Annotated in this window: 17 protein-coding genes and 1 tRNA gene; 7 read left to right on the top strand and 11 right to left on the bottom strand. The window is 62.5% G+C overall.

Annotated features, from left to right (window positions below; translation table 11 throughout):
- Nucleotides 1–17: 17 nt before the first annotated feature.
- Nucleotides 18–371 (bottom strand): PPOX class F420-dependent oxidoreductase, encoded by a 354-nt coding sequence (locus LAN70_16150; GenBank protein MBZ5512681.1) that lies wholly within the window; start codon nucleotides 369–371, stop codon nucleotides 18–20.
- A gap of 33 nt (nucleotides 372–404) precedes the next feature.
- Here LAN70_16150 and LAN70_16145 point away from each other — a divergent pair, with 33 nt between their 5' ends.
- Nucleotides 405–1127, top strand: coding sequence for a class I SAM-dependent methyltransferase (locus tag LAN70_16145; protein MBZ5512680.1), 723 nt, complete (start codon nucleotides 405–407; stop codon nucleotides 1125–1127).
- A gap of 6 nt (nucleotides 1128–1133) precedes the next feature.
- Here LAN70_16145 and LAN70_16140 read toward each other — a convergent pair whose 3' ends face one another.
- Both LAN70_16140 and LAN70_16135 read right to left on the bottom strand, forming a co-directional pair.
- Nucleotides 1134–2390, bottom strand: coding sequence for an ABC transporter permease (locus LAN70_16140; GenBank protein MBZ5512679.1), 1257 nt, complete (start codon nucleotides 2388–2390; stop codon nucleotides 1134–1136).
- 6 nt (nucleotides 2391–2396) lie between these two features.
- Nucleotides 2397–3653, bottom strand: coding sequence for an ABC transporter permease (locus LAN70_16135; protein MBZ5512678.1), 1257 nt, complete (start codon nucleotides 3651–3653; stop codon nucleotides 2397–2399).
- Between the two features lie 187 nt (nucleotides 3654–3840).
- Between LAN70_16135 and LAN70_16130 the strand changes: the two genes are divergently transcribed.
- The 3 genes from LAN70_16130 to LAN70_16120 all read left to right on the top strand — a co-directional run bounded on the left by LAN70_16130 (nucleotide 3841) and on the right by LAN70_16120 (nucleotide 6707).
- Nucleotides 3841–5436: a peptidase S10 gene (locus LAN70_16130; protein MBZ5512677.1), complete on the top strand. Its 1596-nt coding sequence runs from the start codon at nucleotides 3841–3843 to the stop codon at nucleotides 5434–5436.
- A 293-nt stretch (nucleotides 5437–5729) separates the two neighbouring features.
- Entirely contained in the window at nucleotides 5730–6137 is a 408-nt protein-coding gene (locus tag LAN70_16125) for a hypothetical protein (GenBank protein MBZ5512676.1), read from the top strand.
- Nucleotides 6138–6329: 192 nt separating this feature from the next.
- Nucleotides 6330–6707 (top strand): STAS domain-containing protein, encoded by a 378-nt coding sequence (locus LAN70_16120; protein ID MBZ5512675.1) that lies wholly within the window; start codon nucleotides 6330–6332, stop codon nucleotides 6705–6707.
- A gap of 450 nt (nucleotides 6708–7157) precedes the next feature.
- Here the strand turns inward: LAN70_16120 and LAN70_16115 are convergent, their stop codons facing one another.
- Both LAN70_16115 and LAN70_16110 read right to left on the bottom strand, forming a co-directional pair.
- Nucleotides 7158–9350 carry a S9 family peptidase gene (locus LAN70_16115; GenBank protein MBZ5512674.1) on the bottom strand — a complete coding sequence of 731 codons (2193 nt, stop codon included), beginning with the start codon at nucleotides 9348–9350 and terminating at the stop codon, nucleotides 7158–7160.
- Between the two features lie 82 nt (nucleotides 9351–9432).
- Nucleotides 9433–10113, bottom strand: a complete 681-nt coding sequence (locus LAN70_16110) for an HAD family hydrolase (GenBank protein ID MBZ5512673.1) — start codon at nucleotides 10111–10113, stop codon at nucleotides 9433–9435.
- A gap of 257 nt (nucleotides 10114–10370) precedes the next feature.
- On the opposite strand from LAN70_16110, the gene LAN70_16105 reads away from it, so the two are divergent.
- From LAN70_16105 to LAN70_16095, 3 genes are all read left to right on the top strand, one after another.
- Nucleotides 10371–11405 (top strand): ROK family protein, encoded by a 1035-nt coding sequence (locus tag LAN70_16105; GenBank protein MBZ5512672.1) that lies wholly within the window; start codon nucleotides 10371–10373, stop codon nucleotides 11403–11405.
- A 39-nt stretch (nucleotides 11406–11444) separates the two neighbouring features.
- Entirely contained in the window at nucleotides 11445–12668 is a 1224-nt protein-coding gene (locus LAN70_16100) for an MFS transporter (GenBank protein ID MBZ5512671.1), read from the top strand.
- 72 nt (nucleotides 12669–12740) lie between these two features.
- Nucleotides 12741–13955, top strand: coding sequence for a pyridoxal phosphate-dependent aminotransferase (locus LAN70_16095; GenBank protein MBZ5512670.1), 1215 nt, complete (start codon nucleotides 12741–12743; stop codon nucleotides 13953–13955).
- Between the two features lie 87 nt (nucleotides 13956–14042).
- Here the strand turns inward: LAN70_16095 and LAN70_16090 are convergent, their stop codons facing one another.
- The 6 genes from LAN70_16090 to LAN70_16065 all read right to left on the bottom strand — a co-directional run bounded on the left by LAN70_16090 (nucleotide 14043) and on the right by LAN70_16065 (nucleotide 17682).
- A complete protein-coding gene (locus LAN70_16090) occupies nucleotides 14043–14675 on the bottom strand; it encodes an MBL fold metallo-hydrolase (GenBank protein ID MBZ5512669.1) in 633 nt (210 codons plus the stop codon).
- A 128-nt stretch (nucleotides 14676–14803) separates the two neighbouring features.
- The gene (secG, locus tag LAN70_16085) at nucleotides 14804–15151 is read right to left on the bottom strand and encodes a preprotein translocase subunit SecG (protein ID MBZ5512668.1); all 348 of its coding nucleotides are present in this window, start codon (nucleotides 15149–15151) and stop codon (nucleotides 14804–14806) included.
- Nucleotides 15152–15219: 68 nt separating this feature from the next.
- Nucleotides 15220–15304 (bottom strand) — tRNA-Leu (locus tag LAN70_16080).
- A gap of 141 nt (nucleotides 15305–15445) precedes the next feature.
- A complete protein-coding gene (locus LAN70_16075) occupies nucleotides 15446–15982 on the bottom strand; it encodes a hypothetical protein (GenBank protein ID MBZ5512667.1) in 537 nt (178 codons plus the stop codon).
- A 138-nt stretch (nucleotides 15983–16120) separates the two neighbouring features.
- Nucleotides 16121–16762, bottom strand: a complete 642-nt coding sequence (locus LAN70_16070) for a hypothetical protein (protein MBZ5512666.1) — start codon at nucleotides 16760–16762, stop codon at nucleotides 16121–16123.
- Nucleotides 16763–16764: 2 nt separating this feature from the next.
- Complete coding sequence (locus tag LAN70_16065) at nucleotides 16765–17682, bottom strand: prepilin peptidase (protein MBZ5512665.1); 918 nt, start codon at nucleotides 17680–17682, stop codon at nucleotides 16765–16767.
- Nucleotides 17683–17692 lie beyond the last annotated feature (10 nt).

Raw genomic sequence — 17692 nt, 5'->3', positions numbered from 1 at the left:
TCTATGGTCACCACCCCTCAAGCGGGCCGTAGTTCCACGTACACGTTGTCCTTGCTCCACAGCCAGGGAATGCGGGCCAGCCAGTACTTGCGGCGGATCGCCCGGCGGGCGGCGGCCTGGTCAGAGGCGATGCGCGCGGTGGCGCGAACGTGCGGGCCAAGCGGCCGGCCGCGGAGGGTGGAGGGCGCAACCTCCACGCGTGGATTGTTCCGAATCCGTTTCATCTTGCCGGCGTCGGGACGGGTGAAGATGTACAGGCGGCCATCGGTCTCGGCGAACCACACCGGCGTATGCACCCCCACACCGGTCTTGCGGAAGGTGACCAGGTCAATGTAATGGCGGCCGCGCAGGTGAGTGAAATCGCCGGGCATCCGCGATCAGTTTATCTGATTAGAATGGGGCCGGTGAACGAACACCCAGACTTCCCGTATCGCGCCTGGTTGCGCGAGTGGTTCACGCGGCGCGGCGTGCTGCGCACCTCGGCGGAACTGGTGAAGGGTGCATTCGAGATTGCGTGCGACCATCTGCCGTGGCGCCGCCGTCTGCGCTTCGGCGACATTGATTTCGACTGGGACTATCGCGTGGATACAACGTGGTCGAACCTGCGGCTGTCCACGCGCATGCGCGAAGTGCTTGCCGGCAGGGGCTACCAGCCTAGCGACCCGCTGACCTTCCACGAAATCATGGCCCAGCTTCCCATCGATTTCCGCGACTATGCGTTGCTTGATCTGGGCTCGGGCAAAGGACGCGCGCTGCTGATGGCTTCCGACTATCCGTTTCGCAGAATCATTGGCGTCGAGCTGCTGCCGGAATTGCACGCCATTGCCGAGGAGAACGTCCGCAAGTATTCCAGCCAGCGGCAACAGTGCCGCAGTTTCGAATTGCACTGCGGCGACGCGCGCCGGTTTCAGCTTCCGCCGGAGCCGCTGGTGGTGTTCATCTTTGATCCCTTCCCGGAAGATATTCTGCGGGAGGTGATCGCCGGGGTGGAGCGGTCGGTGAGGGAAGCGCCGAGAAAGGTATATCTGGCGTATCAGAATCCGATTTCCGAGCGTGCGGTGGCGGAGATTTCGGGATTGCGGAAGATTGCGGGAACGATCCAATACGCGATCTTTGAATCGCGATAGAAACCCTCATTCGTAGCGCAGCGCTTCGACCGGCTCCATTTGCGCGGCCTTCAGCGCCGGCCAGAAGCCGGAAATTACGCCCACCGCGGCCAAGATCAGGAACGAAACGCTGAGCACAACCGGCGAGGTGCGCAGGAAGATGTCGCCTTCGTGGTTGGCCATGTGGAAGTCCTCAGCGTAGAGCGGCATGGGCGGCACGGCGTGAGCGATCGCGGTGGCGATGATCATGCCCAGCGCGCCCCCGATAAAGGTCAGGACCAGGGCTTCGACGAGGAACTGTCCGAGGATGTCGAGCTTACGGGCGCCCACCGCTTTGCGCAGGCCGATCTCGCGGGTGCGTTCGGTGACCGAAACCAGCATGATATTCATCACGCCAACGCCGCCGACCCCCAACGTGAGCGCGCCAATCAGCCCGAGGATGACCTGCAGCGCAATCGAGAACTGCTGGATTTCTTCCGCGTCTTCGACCGTGTCCCATTCCGGCGTAGCCTTGTCGTCCTTGGGATCGAAGTGATGACGGCGCGCCAGCACGCCGCGGACCGCCTGCAGCGCCTTGCGGTGCAGCTCGGGCGTGAGGGGAGCGAAGACGATCATGCCGGGATCGCGGACGTCCATGATGTCGCGATAGGTCTCGAACGGAATGAAGACGTTCTCATTGTCGGGGCCGTTATTGGATGAGTCCTGAATTTTCATCCGCAGCAAGCCGATGATCCGAAAATCCTGGCCGCGGATGGTGACGCTTTGGCCCACCGGATTGAGACCGTAGAAAATTTTCTTGGCGGCGCGCTGGCCGAAAATCACCACCCGGCGGTGCTCGAGGCAGTCGCCTTCCTCGAAATACCGGCCGTCTTCCACTTCGAGGCGCCGCATGGCGCCGTAGGGAAACTGGACGGCCTTGCTGGAGATGGAGATGACCTTGTTGCCGTACTTGAACGGCAGGTTGGTATCGTCTTCGGCGCTGACTCCTTTGATGAGCGGCACTTCTTCGCGAATCGCCTCGATGTCTTCGTACTTGTAGCGAATGCGGCGGCCGGCGCGCTCGCCGCCGGCCTGCATGCTGGTCTGGCCTCCCCAAAGCATGATGACGTTGTTGCCGATGCCGAGGAACGCGTTGAGCACGCTCTCGCCCACGCCCTGGCCGTAGCCGAGCAGCAGCACCACCGTGACCAGGCCCCAGGTGATTCCCAGCATGGTGAGAACGCTGCGCAGACGGTGGCGCGCCAGCGACTCCCAGCTTTCGACGATGATTTCCTTCAGCCCCATGCGGATTTACTCGTAGCGCAAACACTCGATCGGGGACAACGCCGCGGCCCGGCGCGCGGGATACATGCCGGCGGTGATGGTGATCAGCGATAGCGTCGCTATGGATGCGAGCAACGCTCCGGGAACGATGTCGGGCGGAGGAATGAACTCGGGCAGCGTGATCCTTTGCAGGATGACGCAGATTCCAAGTCCGAGCACCAGGCCGATAGCGCCGCTCAAGATGGTGAGGGTGGCGGATTCGGCGAAGAACTGCCTTTGAATGTCGCCCGCCGTAGCGCCCAGTGCCTTGCGCACGCCGATTTCGCGGGTGCGCTCGGTCACCGACACCAGCATGATGTTCATCACCCCGATGCCGCCCAGCGACAGCGTCATCAGGGCAACCGCACCGAAGAACAGCGTCATCACGTCGAAGATCCGCTCTGTGAGCTTGGCGCCGTGCATGGTGTCCCAGACAAACAGCGCGTACCTGTCTTGCGGATCGAAATGGTGAAGGCGTCCCAGCGTGCGGTACACCTGGGCGATGGCTTCTTCGTGCTGCCCGGGATCGGCAACCTCGACCACCAGATTGCTGATGTAGCCCCGGCTGATCCAGGGACGCTCAGGCGGCGGGAAATCGCGCGCCATGGAGGAGTACGGAACAAAGAGCTGCGTATTGTCGGGCCCGGAACCGTAACTGCCGTTCTGCTTCTTCTTTTCCAGGACGCCGATGACCTGGTAGGGATAGCCGGCGATCACCAGCGTGGCGCCAACCGCGGGCTGGCCGCGGAATAACTGCTGGCGCGCTTCGACGCCGAGCACGACCACGCGCCGGGCCTCGGTCTCGTCTTCGGCAACCATCAGGCGGCCTTCGCTTGCCGTCAGCGAGCGGAAGCTCTGATACTGGGGCCACACGCCGCGGATGGGGCGGTTGGCGGCGTTGAAAGCGCTCACCTCGGGGACGGGCCGGATCAGTTCCGGGCTGACAGTCTTGATGAGATAACACTCGCGCTGGATGGCGCGTGCGTCTTCCACGTTGAGCCGGATGGGACGCCCGCCGGCGTAGCCTCCCGCTTCCGTGCTGGTGCGCCCGCCCCAGATGATCGCCAGGTCCACGCCGATGCTGCGCATGCGGCGCTTCTGGTCGCGGTTGAAGCCGCGCCCCAACCCGACCAGCAGCACCACCGAAGTGATGCCCCAGATGATCCCGAACATCGTCAGGAAGCTGCGCATCTTGTGCGCGCGCATCGAGCTGAACGTCTGGCGGGCTATTTCACGCAGGTTCAAGGAAACTCCGGATTGTGGTCAGGCTGCGCTCTCGGTGGTAGTTACGCAGCACAGCCATTCCTGGTTCCTTGGACTGATGGACGGCGCGAACGTGAGCAAAATGGATTCCCAGCCAACCTGGGGAAGACGAGATTACAGAGCGGTGTCGTACAATGCCGGTTCACCGTGATACCCGTAAGGAGCTGAGATGCGCAAGTTTGCCGTTCTGGTATTGCTTTCAATCGTTTCCTTGGCAGTGGTAGCGCAGGAACGAGGGGCGGAGCGCCGCGGCGCCATGCCTGCCGAACATCCCGCCGAAGCCAAAGGTGACGAAGCCCCCAAGCCTCCCGTGGCCGAGAAGGAAGCGCCGGAAGAAAAGCCGGTGGTCACACATCACCAGATGACGGTCGGCGGCAAGCCGCTGCATTACACCGCGACCGTGGGCATGATGCCGATCAAGAACGAGCAAACCAACAAGGTGGAAGCGCACATGTTCTACGTGGCGTACACCCTGGACAATCCGCCGGCGGGACGTCCGCTCACCTTTGCCTTCAATGGCGGGCCGGGATCGTCGTCGGTGTGGCTGCACATGGGCGCCATCGGGCCGAAACGCGTCAAGATGCTGCCCGAAGGCGGCATGCCGGCGCCGCCCTACCAGATCGAGGACAACCAGTACACCTGGCTCGACGCCACCGACCTGGTTTTCATTGACCCGGTCGGCACCGGCTATAGCCGCGCGCTCACCCCGGAACTGGGCAAGAAATTCTGGGGCTTGCAGGGCGACATCGCGTCGGTGGGCGAATTCATTCGCATGTACCTGACACGCTCGAAGCGCTGGACTTCTCCGCTATTCCTCGCCGGCGAAAGTTATGGCACCACGCGCGCCGCGGGCTTGTCCGGTTACCTGATCGATCGCGGCATTCCGCTGAATGGCATCACGCTCATTTCCTCGGTGTTGCACTTCGAAACCCTGAGCTTCGCGCGCGGCAACGATCTGCCCTATATCGCCTACCTTCCCACCTACGCCATGACCGCGCAATACCACAAGCGGCTGCCGCCGGATGTACAGCAAATGGATCCGGCAAAGCTGCTGGCCGAAGTAATGCAGTGGGCGAACACCGGCTATACGGAAGCGTTGCAGAAAGGCGACCGCCTGACGCCTGACGAGCGCCAAGCTGTCATCGAGCGGCTGTCGCGCTACACCGGGTTGAGTAACACCATTCTTGACGAGCACGACCTGCGCATTGATCAGACCACGTTCAGCCGCGAATTATTGCGCGACCGCAAGCTCCAGGTCGGGCGTCTCGACAGCCGTTTCCTGGGACCGGCGTCGCCCGAGATGGGCCCCTATGGCTACGATCCCAGCGAAGCCGCCATCCGCCCGCCGTTTACCACCGTTCTGAACGAGTACATCCGCTCCGAACTCGGCTACCAGACCGACCTGATTTATTACATTCTGGGCGGCGGCATCGGCGCGCAGTGGGACATGGGGACGGGAGCCCGCGGAGGATTTCCCGAAACCGCCGAAGCCCTGCGCCGCGCCTTCGTGAAGAATCCTTACATGCGCGTGCTGGTGGCGGAAGGCTGGTACGACACCGCCACGCCCATCCTCGGCATCGAATACACCCTCAGCCACATGGGGCTGGACGCCTCCATGCGCAAGAACATCTCGACCGCGCAGTATCCCGCCGGCCACATGGTGTACATCCAGGTGACTTCGCTGGCCAAAATGAAGAAGGACGTGGTCGAGATGATGCAGCAGGCGCTGAAGGGCGGAGGCAACGACCTGAGCCCGGCGAAATAAGTGTGTGGCACGCGCGCCCTCCCGTGTGCACACCTCCTCCTGGAGCGCGTAACTTACGATAAGGGCTGTTCACAACAATAATTCCGGATCGGCTCGGGACCTGGCGCTGCTTAGCGCTGCAGGAAGCTTAGGGGAAGGCGGATCACTTCAGCTTCCCAACGCGGGAACGAGCGCAAAATATTTCATGCAACTCCTCATCCATCTCCGTTAGCAAGCCGATAATTCACCTAGGTGACCAGAGCGCACGCGAGCCGAGCCGAAATCTTGGTTCTCCTTTGCGTAAGGAGGTGGTCATGAGGAAACCTTGGCCCATTCTAATCGTCATGGCTTTTGTCGCGCTCGGCGCCATTGCTGCCGAGCAGCTGCAGTGCATAAGAGCGAACGACCAAGGCGAGATCGTTCTTGACCGCCAGGCCACGGTGGGAGATGCCACGCTGGCTGCCGGCGTGTATTTAGTCCACTCGGAAGTCGTCGATGGCAAACATTACATTCACTTCGTCGAGGAATCCAAAAAGTATGAGGTGCACGCTGCGGAGTGGTTCGAACAGGCTCCGCTGACCGGTATGGGGGAAGCAAAATGTGGTACGGAGCAACTGACGAAGAAGGCTTCTGCGACCGCAATCTATTTCGCCGAAGAACCCACGGGAGTGCGCATCAAGAAAATAGAGATTAGGGGCGAAGACCACGCCCACATTTTTTGAACGAGGAGCGTCGGTTTGTCGAGCCGCTGCCGCAGGGCAACACGAACGTAGCAACCTAACTTGATTAAGGCCCTGTACGCGCCTCATAGAGCAGACTGTCGAGTCGCTGATTCACTGAACCAACCGAGCGCCTCCACCGAGGGACGCATGATCTCACGGCATTCCGAGGGCAACACTTCAGGGAGGACCACAATGCTGGAACACAAAATTCGTCGCACCGGGGATGTTACTATCCTCGATCTAAAAGGGCGCATCAGTCTGACCGACGCGCTTTGGTCTGCAAGTGGCACGGTAATCGGCCAAGTCATTCGTGAGCTGGTCAAGAATGGCGAACGGAAGATCCTGCTCAACCTCAAGGACGTAAGCTACATAGACAGCTCCGGAGTCGGCGAGCTAACCGGTGCGTTAACCGCGGTGCAGAGGCAGGGCGGTGAACTTAAGCTGGTGAACCCGAGCCCAAAGGTAATTGACCTGCTGCGGATCACTCGACTGGATACCCTGTTTGACGTAAGGGACCACGAAGACTCTGCCATTCAGTCTTTCTCCAGTCGTATCGCGGCCGCTGGGTAGCCCGAGCCCTGCCTTTCGCATTGATGGAGACGGGCCTGCGGCGTTCCGGGTGCCGTTGTGTGCAGGTACGGGACCGCCAAGAAATCGCCTCACAACTGACCGGATTACTTGTTGTAAAGCAGGTCCGCCGCCATGTTTTCAGCGCCGCCCCGCGATAGAAAAGCGAAAGGGTGCTAATACGTGCCAGGCGATTCCTCAGTAGTCGCTCGTGGAGGACTGTTGGCACCCACTGGTGACTGATAGTTGTTGAGAAATCCCCTTCACGTAAGTTACGACTCGGAGAAAATTCGCTTCCCGTTCGGGAGCCCGGCTGGGAATTGCAGCAGAATATTTCTCTTGAAATCACATACAAGCTCACGGCTCAAGATTTTGCGGACCAATTCTCGTAAAAATTTGATTTCCAAAGGACCGACCAGGGGGAGCGGGGTACCCAAAGGTCAAGAATTTACCTCATTTCCACACGTTCTCTTCTCCCGGCTCGTATCCCGGAATTTTCTTGCCTTGCAGGTAGATCTCGAACCAGTTGACGATGTGTTCCAGGCGCTCGATGCGGTGCCACGGCTGGCCGGAGCGCGACAATTCGTGCGACTCAGCGGGGAAGCGCACCATCGCGGTCGGCACCTTGCGATATTTCAGCGCGCGGAACATCTCCTCGCCGCCGGCCCCTTCGGGCGTGCGCCAGTCGGCATCGCCCAGGATCAGCATCAGCGGCGTTTTCACCTCGTTGATGTAGGTGATCGGGGAGCGTTCGACATAATCCTGAGGGTCTTCGAACGGAGGCTTGCGAAACCAGTTTGGCTGGAACAGCGTGAAGTCCGCCGAGTACCACCACGCCGCCCAGCTCGCGATATCGCGTTGCGCCACCGCGGCGGCAAAGCGCGTGGTGTGCCCAACGACCCAGTCGGTCAACAGGCCACCGCCGCTGCCGCCGGTGACGCCCAGCCGCTTTTCGTCGATGTAGCCGCGCCGGATCAGTTCATCCACGCCCGCCATCAAGTCTTTGAAATCGTCGCCGGGATAGCGGTACTGGATGATGTTGCCGAACTCCTGTCCGTAGGTCGTGCTGCCGCGCGGATTGGGATAGAGCACCACGTAGCCCTTGGCCGCCATCCACTGGAATTCGTGGTCGAAGACGTAGCCGTACGCGCCGTGCGGCCCACCGTGAATGTTCAGGATGAGCGGGTACTTCTTTTTCGGATCGAAGTCCGGCGGCCTCTGCGCCCATGCCTGGATCTTCTTGCCGTCGAAGCTGGTGTAGGTGATCTCCTCCGGCTCCGTCAGGTTCAGTTGCGAAAACAGCTTGTGATTGACGTCGGTGAGGCGCTGCAGCGAGCCGTTTGGCAGCACGACAAACAGGTCTCCGATGTTGGTCGGCGTCGAAACGCGCACCACCAGCATGCCGCCGTCGGGCTTCTCGACATACGAGCCGACGGCCTGGTCACCGCGAGTTACCGCCGAGTTCTTCCCGGTGGCGACATCGAAGCGCTCCAGGTTGCCGCGCCCTTCACGCCCGACTAGGACCACCAGGGAGTTCCCGTCGGCGCTCCACAGCGGACGCGATCCGCCTGAGGCGCGCGGCGTCCCTTGATCGCCGAACACACCCGAGCCTACGTCCCAGTCAAAGCTCGTGGTCAGATTGCGCGGCTTGGCGCCCGGCGCCAGGTCTACCACCCACAGGTCTTCCTGGGTATAAGAGCGCACCGGCTGATTGGGCGCGCCCAAGAACGCCATGCGCTTGCCGTCGCGACTGACGGCAATCGAGCGCAGCGCGCCGCCCTCAATGCGCGTGACTTCCTTGGTCTCGCCGCCGATTGCGGGAACCGAGTACACGGCGTTCTGCCCCAATTCGTAGTACGGTTCCAGCGATCGGTCGGAAACGAAATAAATTCTCGAACCGTCCGGCGCCCAGGTGGCTTCCTGTTCGGAAAATTCGCCCGCGGTAAGCTGCTTGGGCTTGACGTTCTCATCCACAGTGCCGCCGGCGGCAATGCTCCAGATGTGGCTGGGATGGGTGAAATCGAGGTATCCGATGCCGTTCATGCGATAGACGGCGCGGCTGATAACGTGCACGTCGCTTTCGTGCTCCGGCTTGCCACACTTCGCTTTGTCACTCTCGGATTCTTTGTCCTTGCCGTCCTTGCACGCTGCTTTCGCTTCATCCTCCGCAGTGGTGGTGCTGTTGAATGCGATGCTGCGGCCGTCCGGCGACCACGTGGGACGTGACGCGCCTTTCGGCAACTTGGTCAGCGGCCACGGCTCGCCGCCGGTGAGGGGAAGGATATAGACCTGCGGCGGCTGACGCTTGCCGTCCTTATTCTCCACGCTGCGCACAAAGGCCAGCCGCGTGCCCTCCGGCGACCACTGGGGAGACGTGTCGCGCGTGCCCGAGGTCAGCATGCGCGGCTCGCCGCCGCGCGTGGAGACGGTCCAGATGGACGTGTCGTAATCGTCCTTCTTGTCGTTGACCACCACTCGGACGAACGCCACTTGCGAACCGTCAGGCGAGACCTGCGGATCGGCGATCCAGGTGAATTGGAACAGGTCTTTTTCCGTGATCGCGCGTTGGCCGGCGGCGGAAGCGGCGAGGGTGCACAGCAACCAGCAGGCGAGCAGGGCGGCACGGCGGCCGCGGGCAGATGTCATGGCGAGCTCCGAATAGAAATGTCGTGATACGACAGGCTTACCGTCCCCCGAGGTGCGGGGTGGTGGAATGATATCAAACGGCCTAGGGGTGCCAATGGTCGAGGCGGGTTTCCAGTTCGGCCAGCGACTCGACCCGCGGATACGCCGTATCGCGATACGCGCCGGCGACATCCATCAGCACCGCACCCATGCCCACAGCCTGCGCGCCGACGAAGTCAATGGAGTAAATGTCGCCGACGTACAGGCTCTCCTCCGGCGTGGCGCCCAACTCCGTTAGTGCGCATTCGAAAATGCGCCGGTCGGGCTTTTCAAAACCACAATGGCGCGAATCGGTGAAGCAAGCGAAGCAGTCGTCGAGCTTGAGCAACTCGAACAACCGGCGCACGCTGCCGTCGGAGTTGCTGATCAGCCCGATGCGATACCGGCGCTTGAGCCGTTCCAGCAACTCGCGAGTGTGGGGACGCACTCGACGCCAGTTGATGCCGCTGCGCGCGGCCGCCACCAGCGCGGCGCGGAGCCGGGCATCATCGGCGATGCCCAGCTCGCGAAACAGGCTGAGGTAATACAGGTCCCAGTATTGCGCGTCCACAGAGTGGCGCCCGTCGCGTGCCGCGTCGAATTGGCGCTTGGCATCGCGTTCGGCGGCCTGAAGCTGTTCTTCGGAAGGAAACAGGTGGAGTTCGGCCAGCGCCGCCAGGGTGAGCGCGGGGTCGGGAAAGACGATGGTACCGCCGGCATCGAAGAAGATCGTAGTGAGTGACACGGAAGCGGCCGCAGGGGCGCGGAACTCAGGCCAATGTACCACAGCCGCGTCGCTGAAACTGCGTGCCGGGGCCCAGGCGAAGCGTAGAATTGAATTTCATTCCGAAATTGCAAGCTTCGCGATCTTAGCCGGCGTGCGGCCGTGTCCCAACTTGGAATTCGCGCACCGCGGAGGAGTAAACCGGGTGCTGGTTGGCGACCCGCCGCTGATATGCTTCGGCAAGCGGCTGGGGCAACGTTGTATAGGCGGGTGCATTCATGGCGGAAACCGTATTCGTAGCGGATATCGGCACGACCAAAATATCGGCCGCAGTTTTGGACCGGGATGGCAAGCTGCTGGCACGCAGGACGGAGTCGCTGGATGCATCCACCACGCTCGGGCCGATCAAGCAGATCGCGCGCATTGCGTCCGAACTAGGGCAGGCACGAGACAAGTACAGCGCAGCAGGAATCGCCGTTGCCGGCATGGTGCGATGCGACGGCACGGTTTGCGCCCAGGAACTGCCGGGCTGGGACAAGGTCCCGCTGGCTCGCCTCCTGCAAAGCAAGCTGCGCGTTCCGGTGGTGGTGGAGAGCAACTACAACGCCGCCGTGCTGGGCGAGACTTGGCGTGGCGCCGGCCGCGGCAAGAACGACGTGGTCGTGCTCACCGCCGGTGTGACCGTGGGCGCGGGAATCATCTGCGGCGGACGGCTGCTGCGCGGCGCGCATGGTCTTTCCGGCTCCGCCGGGTGGATGGCGGTCAGCGAAGCCGACGGTTTCGACGTGCGTAAGTTGGGAGGACTGGAGGCGTGCGCCTCCGAGCCGGCCATTGTGCGTGCCGGGAAAAATGCGGTCGTAGGTGGGTTCGGCGGCGCCCTGGCCGAGTTCGAGCCAGATGCTTTCTCCGCCGAGGATATCGCCGAGCTAGCCCGCCGTGGCGATGCCACCTGCAAACAGATCTATCGGCGCGCCGGCAAGCTGCTCGGACTTGCGGTCGCCAACCTGGTCAATCTTTTCGATCCCGAAGTCGTGGTCTTCGGCGGATCGTTGGTTTCCTCGACCGACCTGTTCTGGGACGAACTGACCCACACCGCCCTCAGCCGCTGCCATCCCATCGCCGCCCGCCAGGTACGCATCCGCATCAGCGGCCTGGGCGAGGATGCCAACCTGCACGGCGCCGGCTATCTGGCATGGCAGAGCGCCAACACCGCCGCCTCCCCGCCCGCCGCCTATGAAGACCCCCACCAGGTTTCGGCCAAAAAGGTGAAGAGAAAACTGTCGTCCCCGCGCGCCCACGCCGTAGCCCGGTAGTTTGAATTCCGGGACAGCGTAAAATTCAATTCTCTCTCCATGGTTCCCACGCCGCCAACCGGTGCAGCCTTCAGTCGCGGACGCCTGTTCCTCTCCGCCTGCGGTGCGCTGTTCGTATTCGGCGTCGTGCTGGTGCTGCTGGGGACTCTTTTCGGCATGCCGCAGATGCGCGCGCGTCTGCAGTTGACCGACATGGTGCGCCAGGGCAACCTGCAAACTCTGCTGCTGTTCGGGGTTTTCCTGGCGACGGTGATCGCCGGGCCGCTCATCGACCGATTTGGCAACAAGCTGGTGTTGGCCGTCTCCGCTTTGCTGGCCACTGTGGCGCTGGCCGGATTCGCGGTCGCAACCGGTTACCGCGCGGCACAGGTATTCGGGTTCATTCTGGGCGCGGGTGGCGGCGGCCTGAACATGGCGAGCAATGTTCTGGTCTCCGATATTTTCGGAGACGATCGTGGCGCGAAGCTGAACCTGGTCGCAGTTTTCTTTGGGGTTGGGGCCCTGTTCATTCCGCTGGCTGCGGCGGCCGCCGGTCCCGCACACATCGTTCCCGTCATGCTCGCGGCCGCCGCCATTTCCGCCGGCTGCATGGTTGCCTATCTTGCCCTTCCGTTTCCGCCGGCGCGCGAGGCCAGCGGGTTTTCGCTCCTTGATGCCGGTAACGTGGTGCGCTACCCCGGCGTGCTGCTGTTCGCGTTTCTTCTCTTCTTCGAATCCGGCAACGAGGCGGCCTTCATTGGATGGACCTCCACCTGGGCCGGAGAGATGTCGGCGACGGCCCGCAACGCGACCCTGGTCCTGGCGCTGTTTCAAGCCATGATGATGCTGGGGAGGATCAGCGCCAGCCGCGTGCTGCGCGCCATCACCGAGCAGCAACTGGTGTTGGCCAGTGGCGTGGGCGCGCTGCTGGCCACGCTGATTGTGGCGCTTGCGCCTTCTGTCCCGGTGCTGGCCCTGGGTGTGGCGCTGGGCGGTCTGGCCTGCGCTTCGATTTATCCCACCATGCTGGCGATTGCCGGCGATCGCTACCGCAGCTTTGCCGGGACCGTGTTCGGCGTGCTCTTCGCGGTCGGGCTCAGCGGAGGCATGGTGTTCCCGTGGAGCATTGGGCACCTGTCGCAATCGTTCGGATTCCGCGCCGGCATGGCCATGCCCTTGCTGGGTGCTTCTATGATTTGCGTGCTCCTGCTGGTGATCAGGGAGTCGTCAGTCACAAGTCGTCGGTCTTCAGCCTCCAGTCGTCCGGGGGCGCCTGAAGACTGACGACTTGAGACTGAAGACTCAAGCAGCAATTTTTCAAATTACAAATTACCAATTACCAATTACAAATTGAGAGTGTTTTCCTCCCGCACCAATTGGCCGCTCGCGCCCAACCGCTTCAGCACGGCTCTGGAGAAGCATCGGGCGTCGGGCAGGGAACTGCTCGACCTTACCGCCTCCAATCCCACCAACCTCGGCCTGCGCTACGACGCGGAGGCGATTCTTGCCGCGCTCGCGAACCCGAACGCCCTGGAATATCGTCCGGACGCCAAGGGCATGCGCGTGGCCCGCGAGGCGGTGAGCGCGTACTACCGCGAGCGCGGCGCCCACATCGATCCCGAGCGGCTGGTGCTTACCACCAGCACCAGCGAGGGTTATTCCTTTGTCTTCCGGCTGCTCTGCGATCCCGGCGATGAAGTGCTGGTGCCCGCGCCCAGCTATCCGCTCTTCGAATTTCTTGCCGACCTCCAGGACGTTCGCCTTCGCCCGTATCCGCTGTTCTATGACCACGGCTGGCACCTGGATGTGCACGCTCTCACCACCGCCGCGGGCGAGCGCACCCGCGCCATCCTGCTGGTTCACCCCAACAACCCCACGGGCTCTTACGTCAAGCCGGCCGAGGCGGAGCAGTTGAACGCGGTCTGTGCCCAGCGCGGCTTGGCGCTGGTGGTTGATGAAGTATTTCTTGACTTTGCCCACGAGGAAGTCGGGCACCCGAGTTTCGTTCACCCGATCACCCGATCACGCGATCGCCCGATCCCGGGTGGGGAACTTCCCAGACCCGCCCTCACCTTCACGCTCAGCGGGCTGTCGAAAATCGCAGGCCTGCCGCAGATGAAGTTCGCCTGGATCGCAGTCAGCGGCCCCGAAGACCTGGCGCACCAGGCCATGGCGCGGCTGGAGGTCATTGCCGATACCTACCTCTCGATGAACGCGCCCATCCAGCTTGCCGCGCCTGTGCTGTTCGCCCAAGGCCACGACTTCCACCGGCAGCTCATGGCGAGGATTCGCGCCAACCTGGCGGAATTGGATCGTCAACTCGCCGCGCAAAAGGCTTGCGCGCGCCTGCAGATCGAAGCTGGGTGGTATGCGGTGCTGCGGGTGCCGGTCACGCGTTCCGACGAAGATCTCGTCATCGAACTGCTGGAGCAGAAATCAGTCCTGGTCCATCCCGGACACTTTTACGATTTTCCCGCCGAGGGATATCTCGTGCTCAGCCTGATTGCGAGTGAGGAAGAATTCAGGGAAGGAGTGAAGCGGCTGCTGGAATTTGTAATTGGTAATTTGTAATTTGCAATTTTGTAATCCGCGCCGCCAACTTTGCCGGTCATGCCGGGATGACTCGGGTTCCGAAAATTACAAATTACCAATTACAAATTACAAATTGATGAGGAAGGGATTGCTCTCCCGCTCCTCCCCAATCGTGGTTTCCGGCCCATGCCCGGGAACCACGATGGTTTCGTCCGGCAGCGCCAGCACGCGCCCCTTCAGCGAGTCCATGATCTTGTCGAACGATCCGCCGGGCAGGTCGGTACGCCCGATGCTGCCGGCGAACAGCGTGTCCCCGGCAATCAGCTTCTGTTCGGCAGGGAAGTACAGGCAGATGCTGCCCTCGGTGTGCCCCGGCGTGTGCATCACGGTAGCGTCGAGGCTGCCCACGCGCAGCCGGTCGGCGTCCTTGACACTCTGATCGATCGCGATCTTGCCTGGCGGCCTCATCCCGACCCACGCCGCCTGCACATCCATCATCTTCAGCAGCGCCTGGTCGCTTTGGTTCAGCAGGATGGGCGCGCCGGTGAGTTGCTTCAACTTCATTGCTCCGCCGACGTGGTCAATGTGCGCGTGCGTGATGACGATCTGCTTTACCTTGAGCCCGTGCTGCTCGACGATTTGCAGAATATCGTCAATCTCGTCACCGGGATCGATCACCATGGCCTCGCGCGTGCCCTCATCGCCGATGATGGAGCAGTTGCACTGCAGCGGCCCGACGGGAAGAATTTTGTGGATCATAAGTAGCTCTCAGCTGTCAGCTCTCAGCTTTCAGTTTGTACATCCCAATCGCAATCCAACGGCAATAAAGGCCTCCAAACCCGGAGGCCTTTGATTCTAGCTGACGGCTGATAGCTGAGAGCTGATAGCTATTTCTGCGTCGGCGCTGTCGGACTGGGCGCTGGCGTAGTGGTCGGCGGCTTTTGCGGCGCCGACTGCGCGGGCTGCGTCTTCAGGTTCTGCAGCACCGAAGTGCTCGGCCGGCGCGAGGCGAAGATGGAGAGCGTGATCGAGGTCAACATGAAGATCACCGCCGCCAAAGTGGTCGCCTTGCTCAGCAGGGTGGCGGCGCCGCGCGGCCCGAAGGCGGTCTGGCTGCCCATGCCGCCGAAGGCAGCGGCGATGTCGGCGCTCTTCCCGCTCTGCAGCAGGACCACGATGATGAGAAACAAGCAAACGATGATGTGGACGACGGTGATCGTGTAAACGACAAACATTTCCGGGCTGATGCGGCGCGAAGCCGCTTCCTTTCTTCGCTTTCCTCTGGCGTTTCGGGATTGCGAGTTGGTGCGGAAGGGGGGATTTGAACCCCCACGCCTTTCGGCGCCACCCCCTCAAGATGGTGTGTCTGCCAGTTCCACCACTTCCGCACTGCCCAATGCGGCCAATCATCAGGTCCGAATCGAATGAGGCGTGATTATTATAGCAGACGCAGTTTGGCCCCTGGTTGCCGCTGCCTCGCGAAAACACGAAGCCCCCAGGCGACTCTCCTGGGGGCGATCTGGTTTCCGCTACTCGGCGCGGACGCCCGCCTTGCGCGCCTGTTCCTGAATGTCGGCCAGCTTCTGCTTGGCATCGGCGACCGCTTTTTGCTTGTCATCAAGCTCGGCGCGCTGCTTGCGGTCATCTTCCGCCCACTTCTTCGAGTCGCGCAGGTTATTGCCTACGTCGGCATAGTAGACCGCTACCTTGAGGCGATACTCGCGCTGGGCGACGTCGAGCTCGCGTTCGAGCTGGGCGATGCTCTTCTTCTGCTCGTCGGCTTTCGCCTTGAAGGAAGCCGCCAGCTTCGCCTTGTCTTCGGCGCTGGGGGCCGCGGCCGCCTCGCCTTTCTCGGACTTCTCGCCTTTGGCTTCTGCCGCAGCGTCGGGTGCTGGAGCGGCGGCCATGGCGATATCGTCGTTGGTAATAACCCTGGCCGAGCTGGGCCGCTTCGACTGCCGCTGCTGCCGCGCCAGTTCGCCGAGAGACTCCTGCGCCCCGGCGCTGCTCACGATGGTGAAGGCGGCCACGAAGGCCACTGCCAACAGTGACAAGGTCCGTTTCATAGAGGTTTTCTTCTCCCGAACCCGCGGGCTGCCCCGCGATTCCAGAGCTCCCAGAATATTGTAGCTCCCCTCGATGGCATTCTTGGCAAGGATTCGCACGGAAGCACTAGGGTAAACGCCGCAATTGGCTACGTCCAATCACTCTGGTTGCCCCACTAACGTCATCAGGCAGACGGCGCCGTAACATTCGCCGCCACTGCCCAGGGCGGGCGCGATGGTGATGGCGAGCCGGCGCTGGTCTCCCGCTGGGGTTGCGTAATCGGCCTCCAGACCCCGGAAGACGGCGGCGTCGCGCAGCGCACGCTCCAGCGCCTCGGCAATGCCGCTTGGGGCGACCTGCGGATCGCGGCTGCGCAGCGAGGTCACGCCGCGGAACAGGTCGCGCGGATGCATGCCGGAAACCATGGCGTAACCGAGCATGTCGCGGGCAGCGGGGTTGGCGAATTGTCCCAGCCCCGCGGGGTTGAAGACGACCACGCCGGTATCGAGGTTGGTGAGCACGGCGGCCGACAGATTCTCGCTCAGGGAAGCGCGCTCGTGCGCCTCCCGGTGCAGCCGCTGCAGTTCCTGCTCCTTCTCCTTGAGCTGCTGGATAACGCCCTGATACGCGGCCACCGCGAACGCGGGAGCATTGTCGGCGCGCGGCGTGGGCACGCTCAGGTCTTCAGCCATTTTCTTACGCATCCGGCGCATGAACCATACGCCGAGGATGAACATCGACGCGACGAAGACGAACAGCAGCGCCATCCGCAGGATCACCGGGTTGGCGAGCAGTTTCACAGCTACACGCCCCAGTACCAGCGGAGCAGGCGGTGGCCGAAGAACAGGGCGACGAGCGCCATGGCGCCGAGGAACACGCCGAACGGCATTTCGTAATGGCTGTACACGGTGCGCGCCGAGCGCCAGGCGCGGCGTCGCGCCACGCTGGCCGGCTCGTGCTGGCGCGCCATCCGCCGGCGCGTGCGCTTCGTCCACACCGTCAACACCGTTGCCAGCCCGAACAGCGAGCCCACCAGCGAGGCGCCGAAGATGGTCAGCACCGTCATGCGGACGCCGAGAAATGCACCCACCATGGCCATGAGCTTCACATCGCCCAGGCCCATGCCTTCGCGGCCGCGCGCGTGCAGGTACAGCATGGCGATGCCATAGAAAAAGGAAGCACCGAGGGCGGCGCCAAACAGCGCATCCCCCAACGACAGCCATCGCCACGGAATCGGCCCGGCGCGGGCGCGCAACATTCCCGGCACGATCTGCGCGACCACGTCGTTCAACGGGGCCGCCAGGCTGAAGGCCAGCCCCACAGCCAGCCCGGGCAGGGTGAAGGCGTCGGGCAGCAGCTTCCACTCCGCGTCCATGAAGATGAGGCCGACGATCAGAAACGAGAACACGCAGTATTTCAGGGTAAGGATGGTCAGGCCAGATTGCGCGTAGCAGGCGAGAAACAGGAACGCCGTCAGCAATTCCACGGCGGCGTAGCGAGGCGATATCGGCGCGCCACAGTGCCGGCACCGGCCCCGCAGGATGAGCCAGCTCAGCACCGGGATGTTGTCGTAGGGCCGGATGGCGTGGTGGCACTGCGGGCAGGCGGAGTGCGGCGTGACCACGGAAATTCCGCGCGGAATGCGGTGGATGCAGACGTTCAGAAAGCTTCCGAACGCCAGCCCGAACAGGAAAACCGCGGTTGCCGGCAGAGGGTCCATTCGCTTGCAG

The organism is Terriglobia bacterium (assembly GCA_020072845.1).
In the GTDB taxonomy this organism is placed as follows: domain Bacteria; phylum Acidobacteriota; class Terriglobia; order Terriglobales; family Acidobacteriaceae; genus JAIQGF01.
Note: the sequence above shows the minus strand (reverse complement) of the source record. Positions and strands in the feature narration are given on the sequence as shown.

Excerpts from the sequence above, each read along its gene's own strand:
- LAN70_16150 (MBZ5512681.1), bottom strand. The coding sequence starts at position 371 with ATGCCCGGCGATTTCACTCACCTGCGCGGCCGCCATTACATTGACCTG.
- LAN70_16140 (MBZ5512679.1), bottom strand. The coding sequence starts at position 2,390 with ATGGGGCTGAAGGAAATCATCGTCGAAAGCTGGGAGTCGCTGGCGCGC.
- LAN70_16130 (MBZ5512677.1), top strand. The coding sequence starts at position 3,841 with ATGCGCAAGTTTGCCGTTCTGGTATTGCTTTCAATCGTTTCCTTGGCA.
- LAN70_16125 (MBZ5512676.1), top strand. The coding sequence starts at position 5,730 with ATGAGGAAACCTTGGCCCATTCTAATCGTCATGGCTTTTGTCGCGCTC.
- LAN70_16120 (MBZ5512675.1), top strand. The coding sequence starts at position 6,330 with ATGCTGGAACACAAAATTCGTCGCACCGGGGATGTTACTATCCTCGAT.
- LAN70_16115 (MBZ5512674.1), bottom strand. The coding sequence starts at position 9,350 with ATGACATCTGCCCGCGGCCGCCGTGCCGCCCTGCTCGCCTGCTGGTTG.
- LAN70_16105 (MBZ5512672.1), top strand. The coding sequence starts at position 10,371 with ATGGCGGAAACCGTATTCGTAGCGGATATCGGCACGACCAAAATATCG.
- LAN70_16100 (MBZ5512671.1), top strand. The coding sequence starts at position 11,445 with ATGGTTCCCACGCCGCCAACCGGTGCAGCCTTCAGTCGCGGACGCCTG.
- LAN70_16090 (MBZ5512669.1), bottom strand. The coding sequence starts at position 14,675 with ATGATCCACAAAATTCTTCCCGTCGGGCCGCTGCAGTGCAACTGCTCC.
- secG (MBZ5512668.1), bottom strand. The coding sequence starts at position 15,151 with ATGTTTGTCGTTTACACGATCACCGTCGTCCACATCATCGTTTGCTTG.
- LAN70_16075 (MBZ5512667.1), bottom strand. The coding sequence starts at position 15,982 with ATGAAACGGACCTTGTCACTGTTGGCAGTGGCCTTCGTGGCCGCCTTC.
- LAN70_16065 (MBZ5512665.1), bottom strand. The coding sequence starts at position 17,682 with ATGGACCCTCTGCCGGCAACCGCGGTTTTCCTGTTCGGGCTGGCGTTC.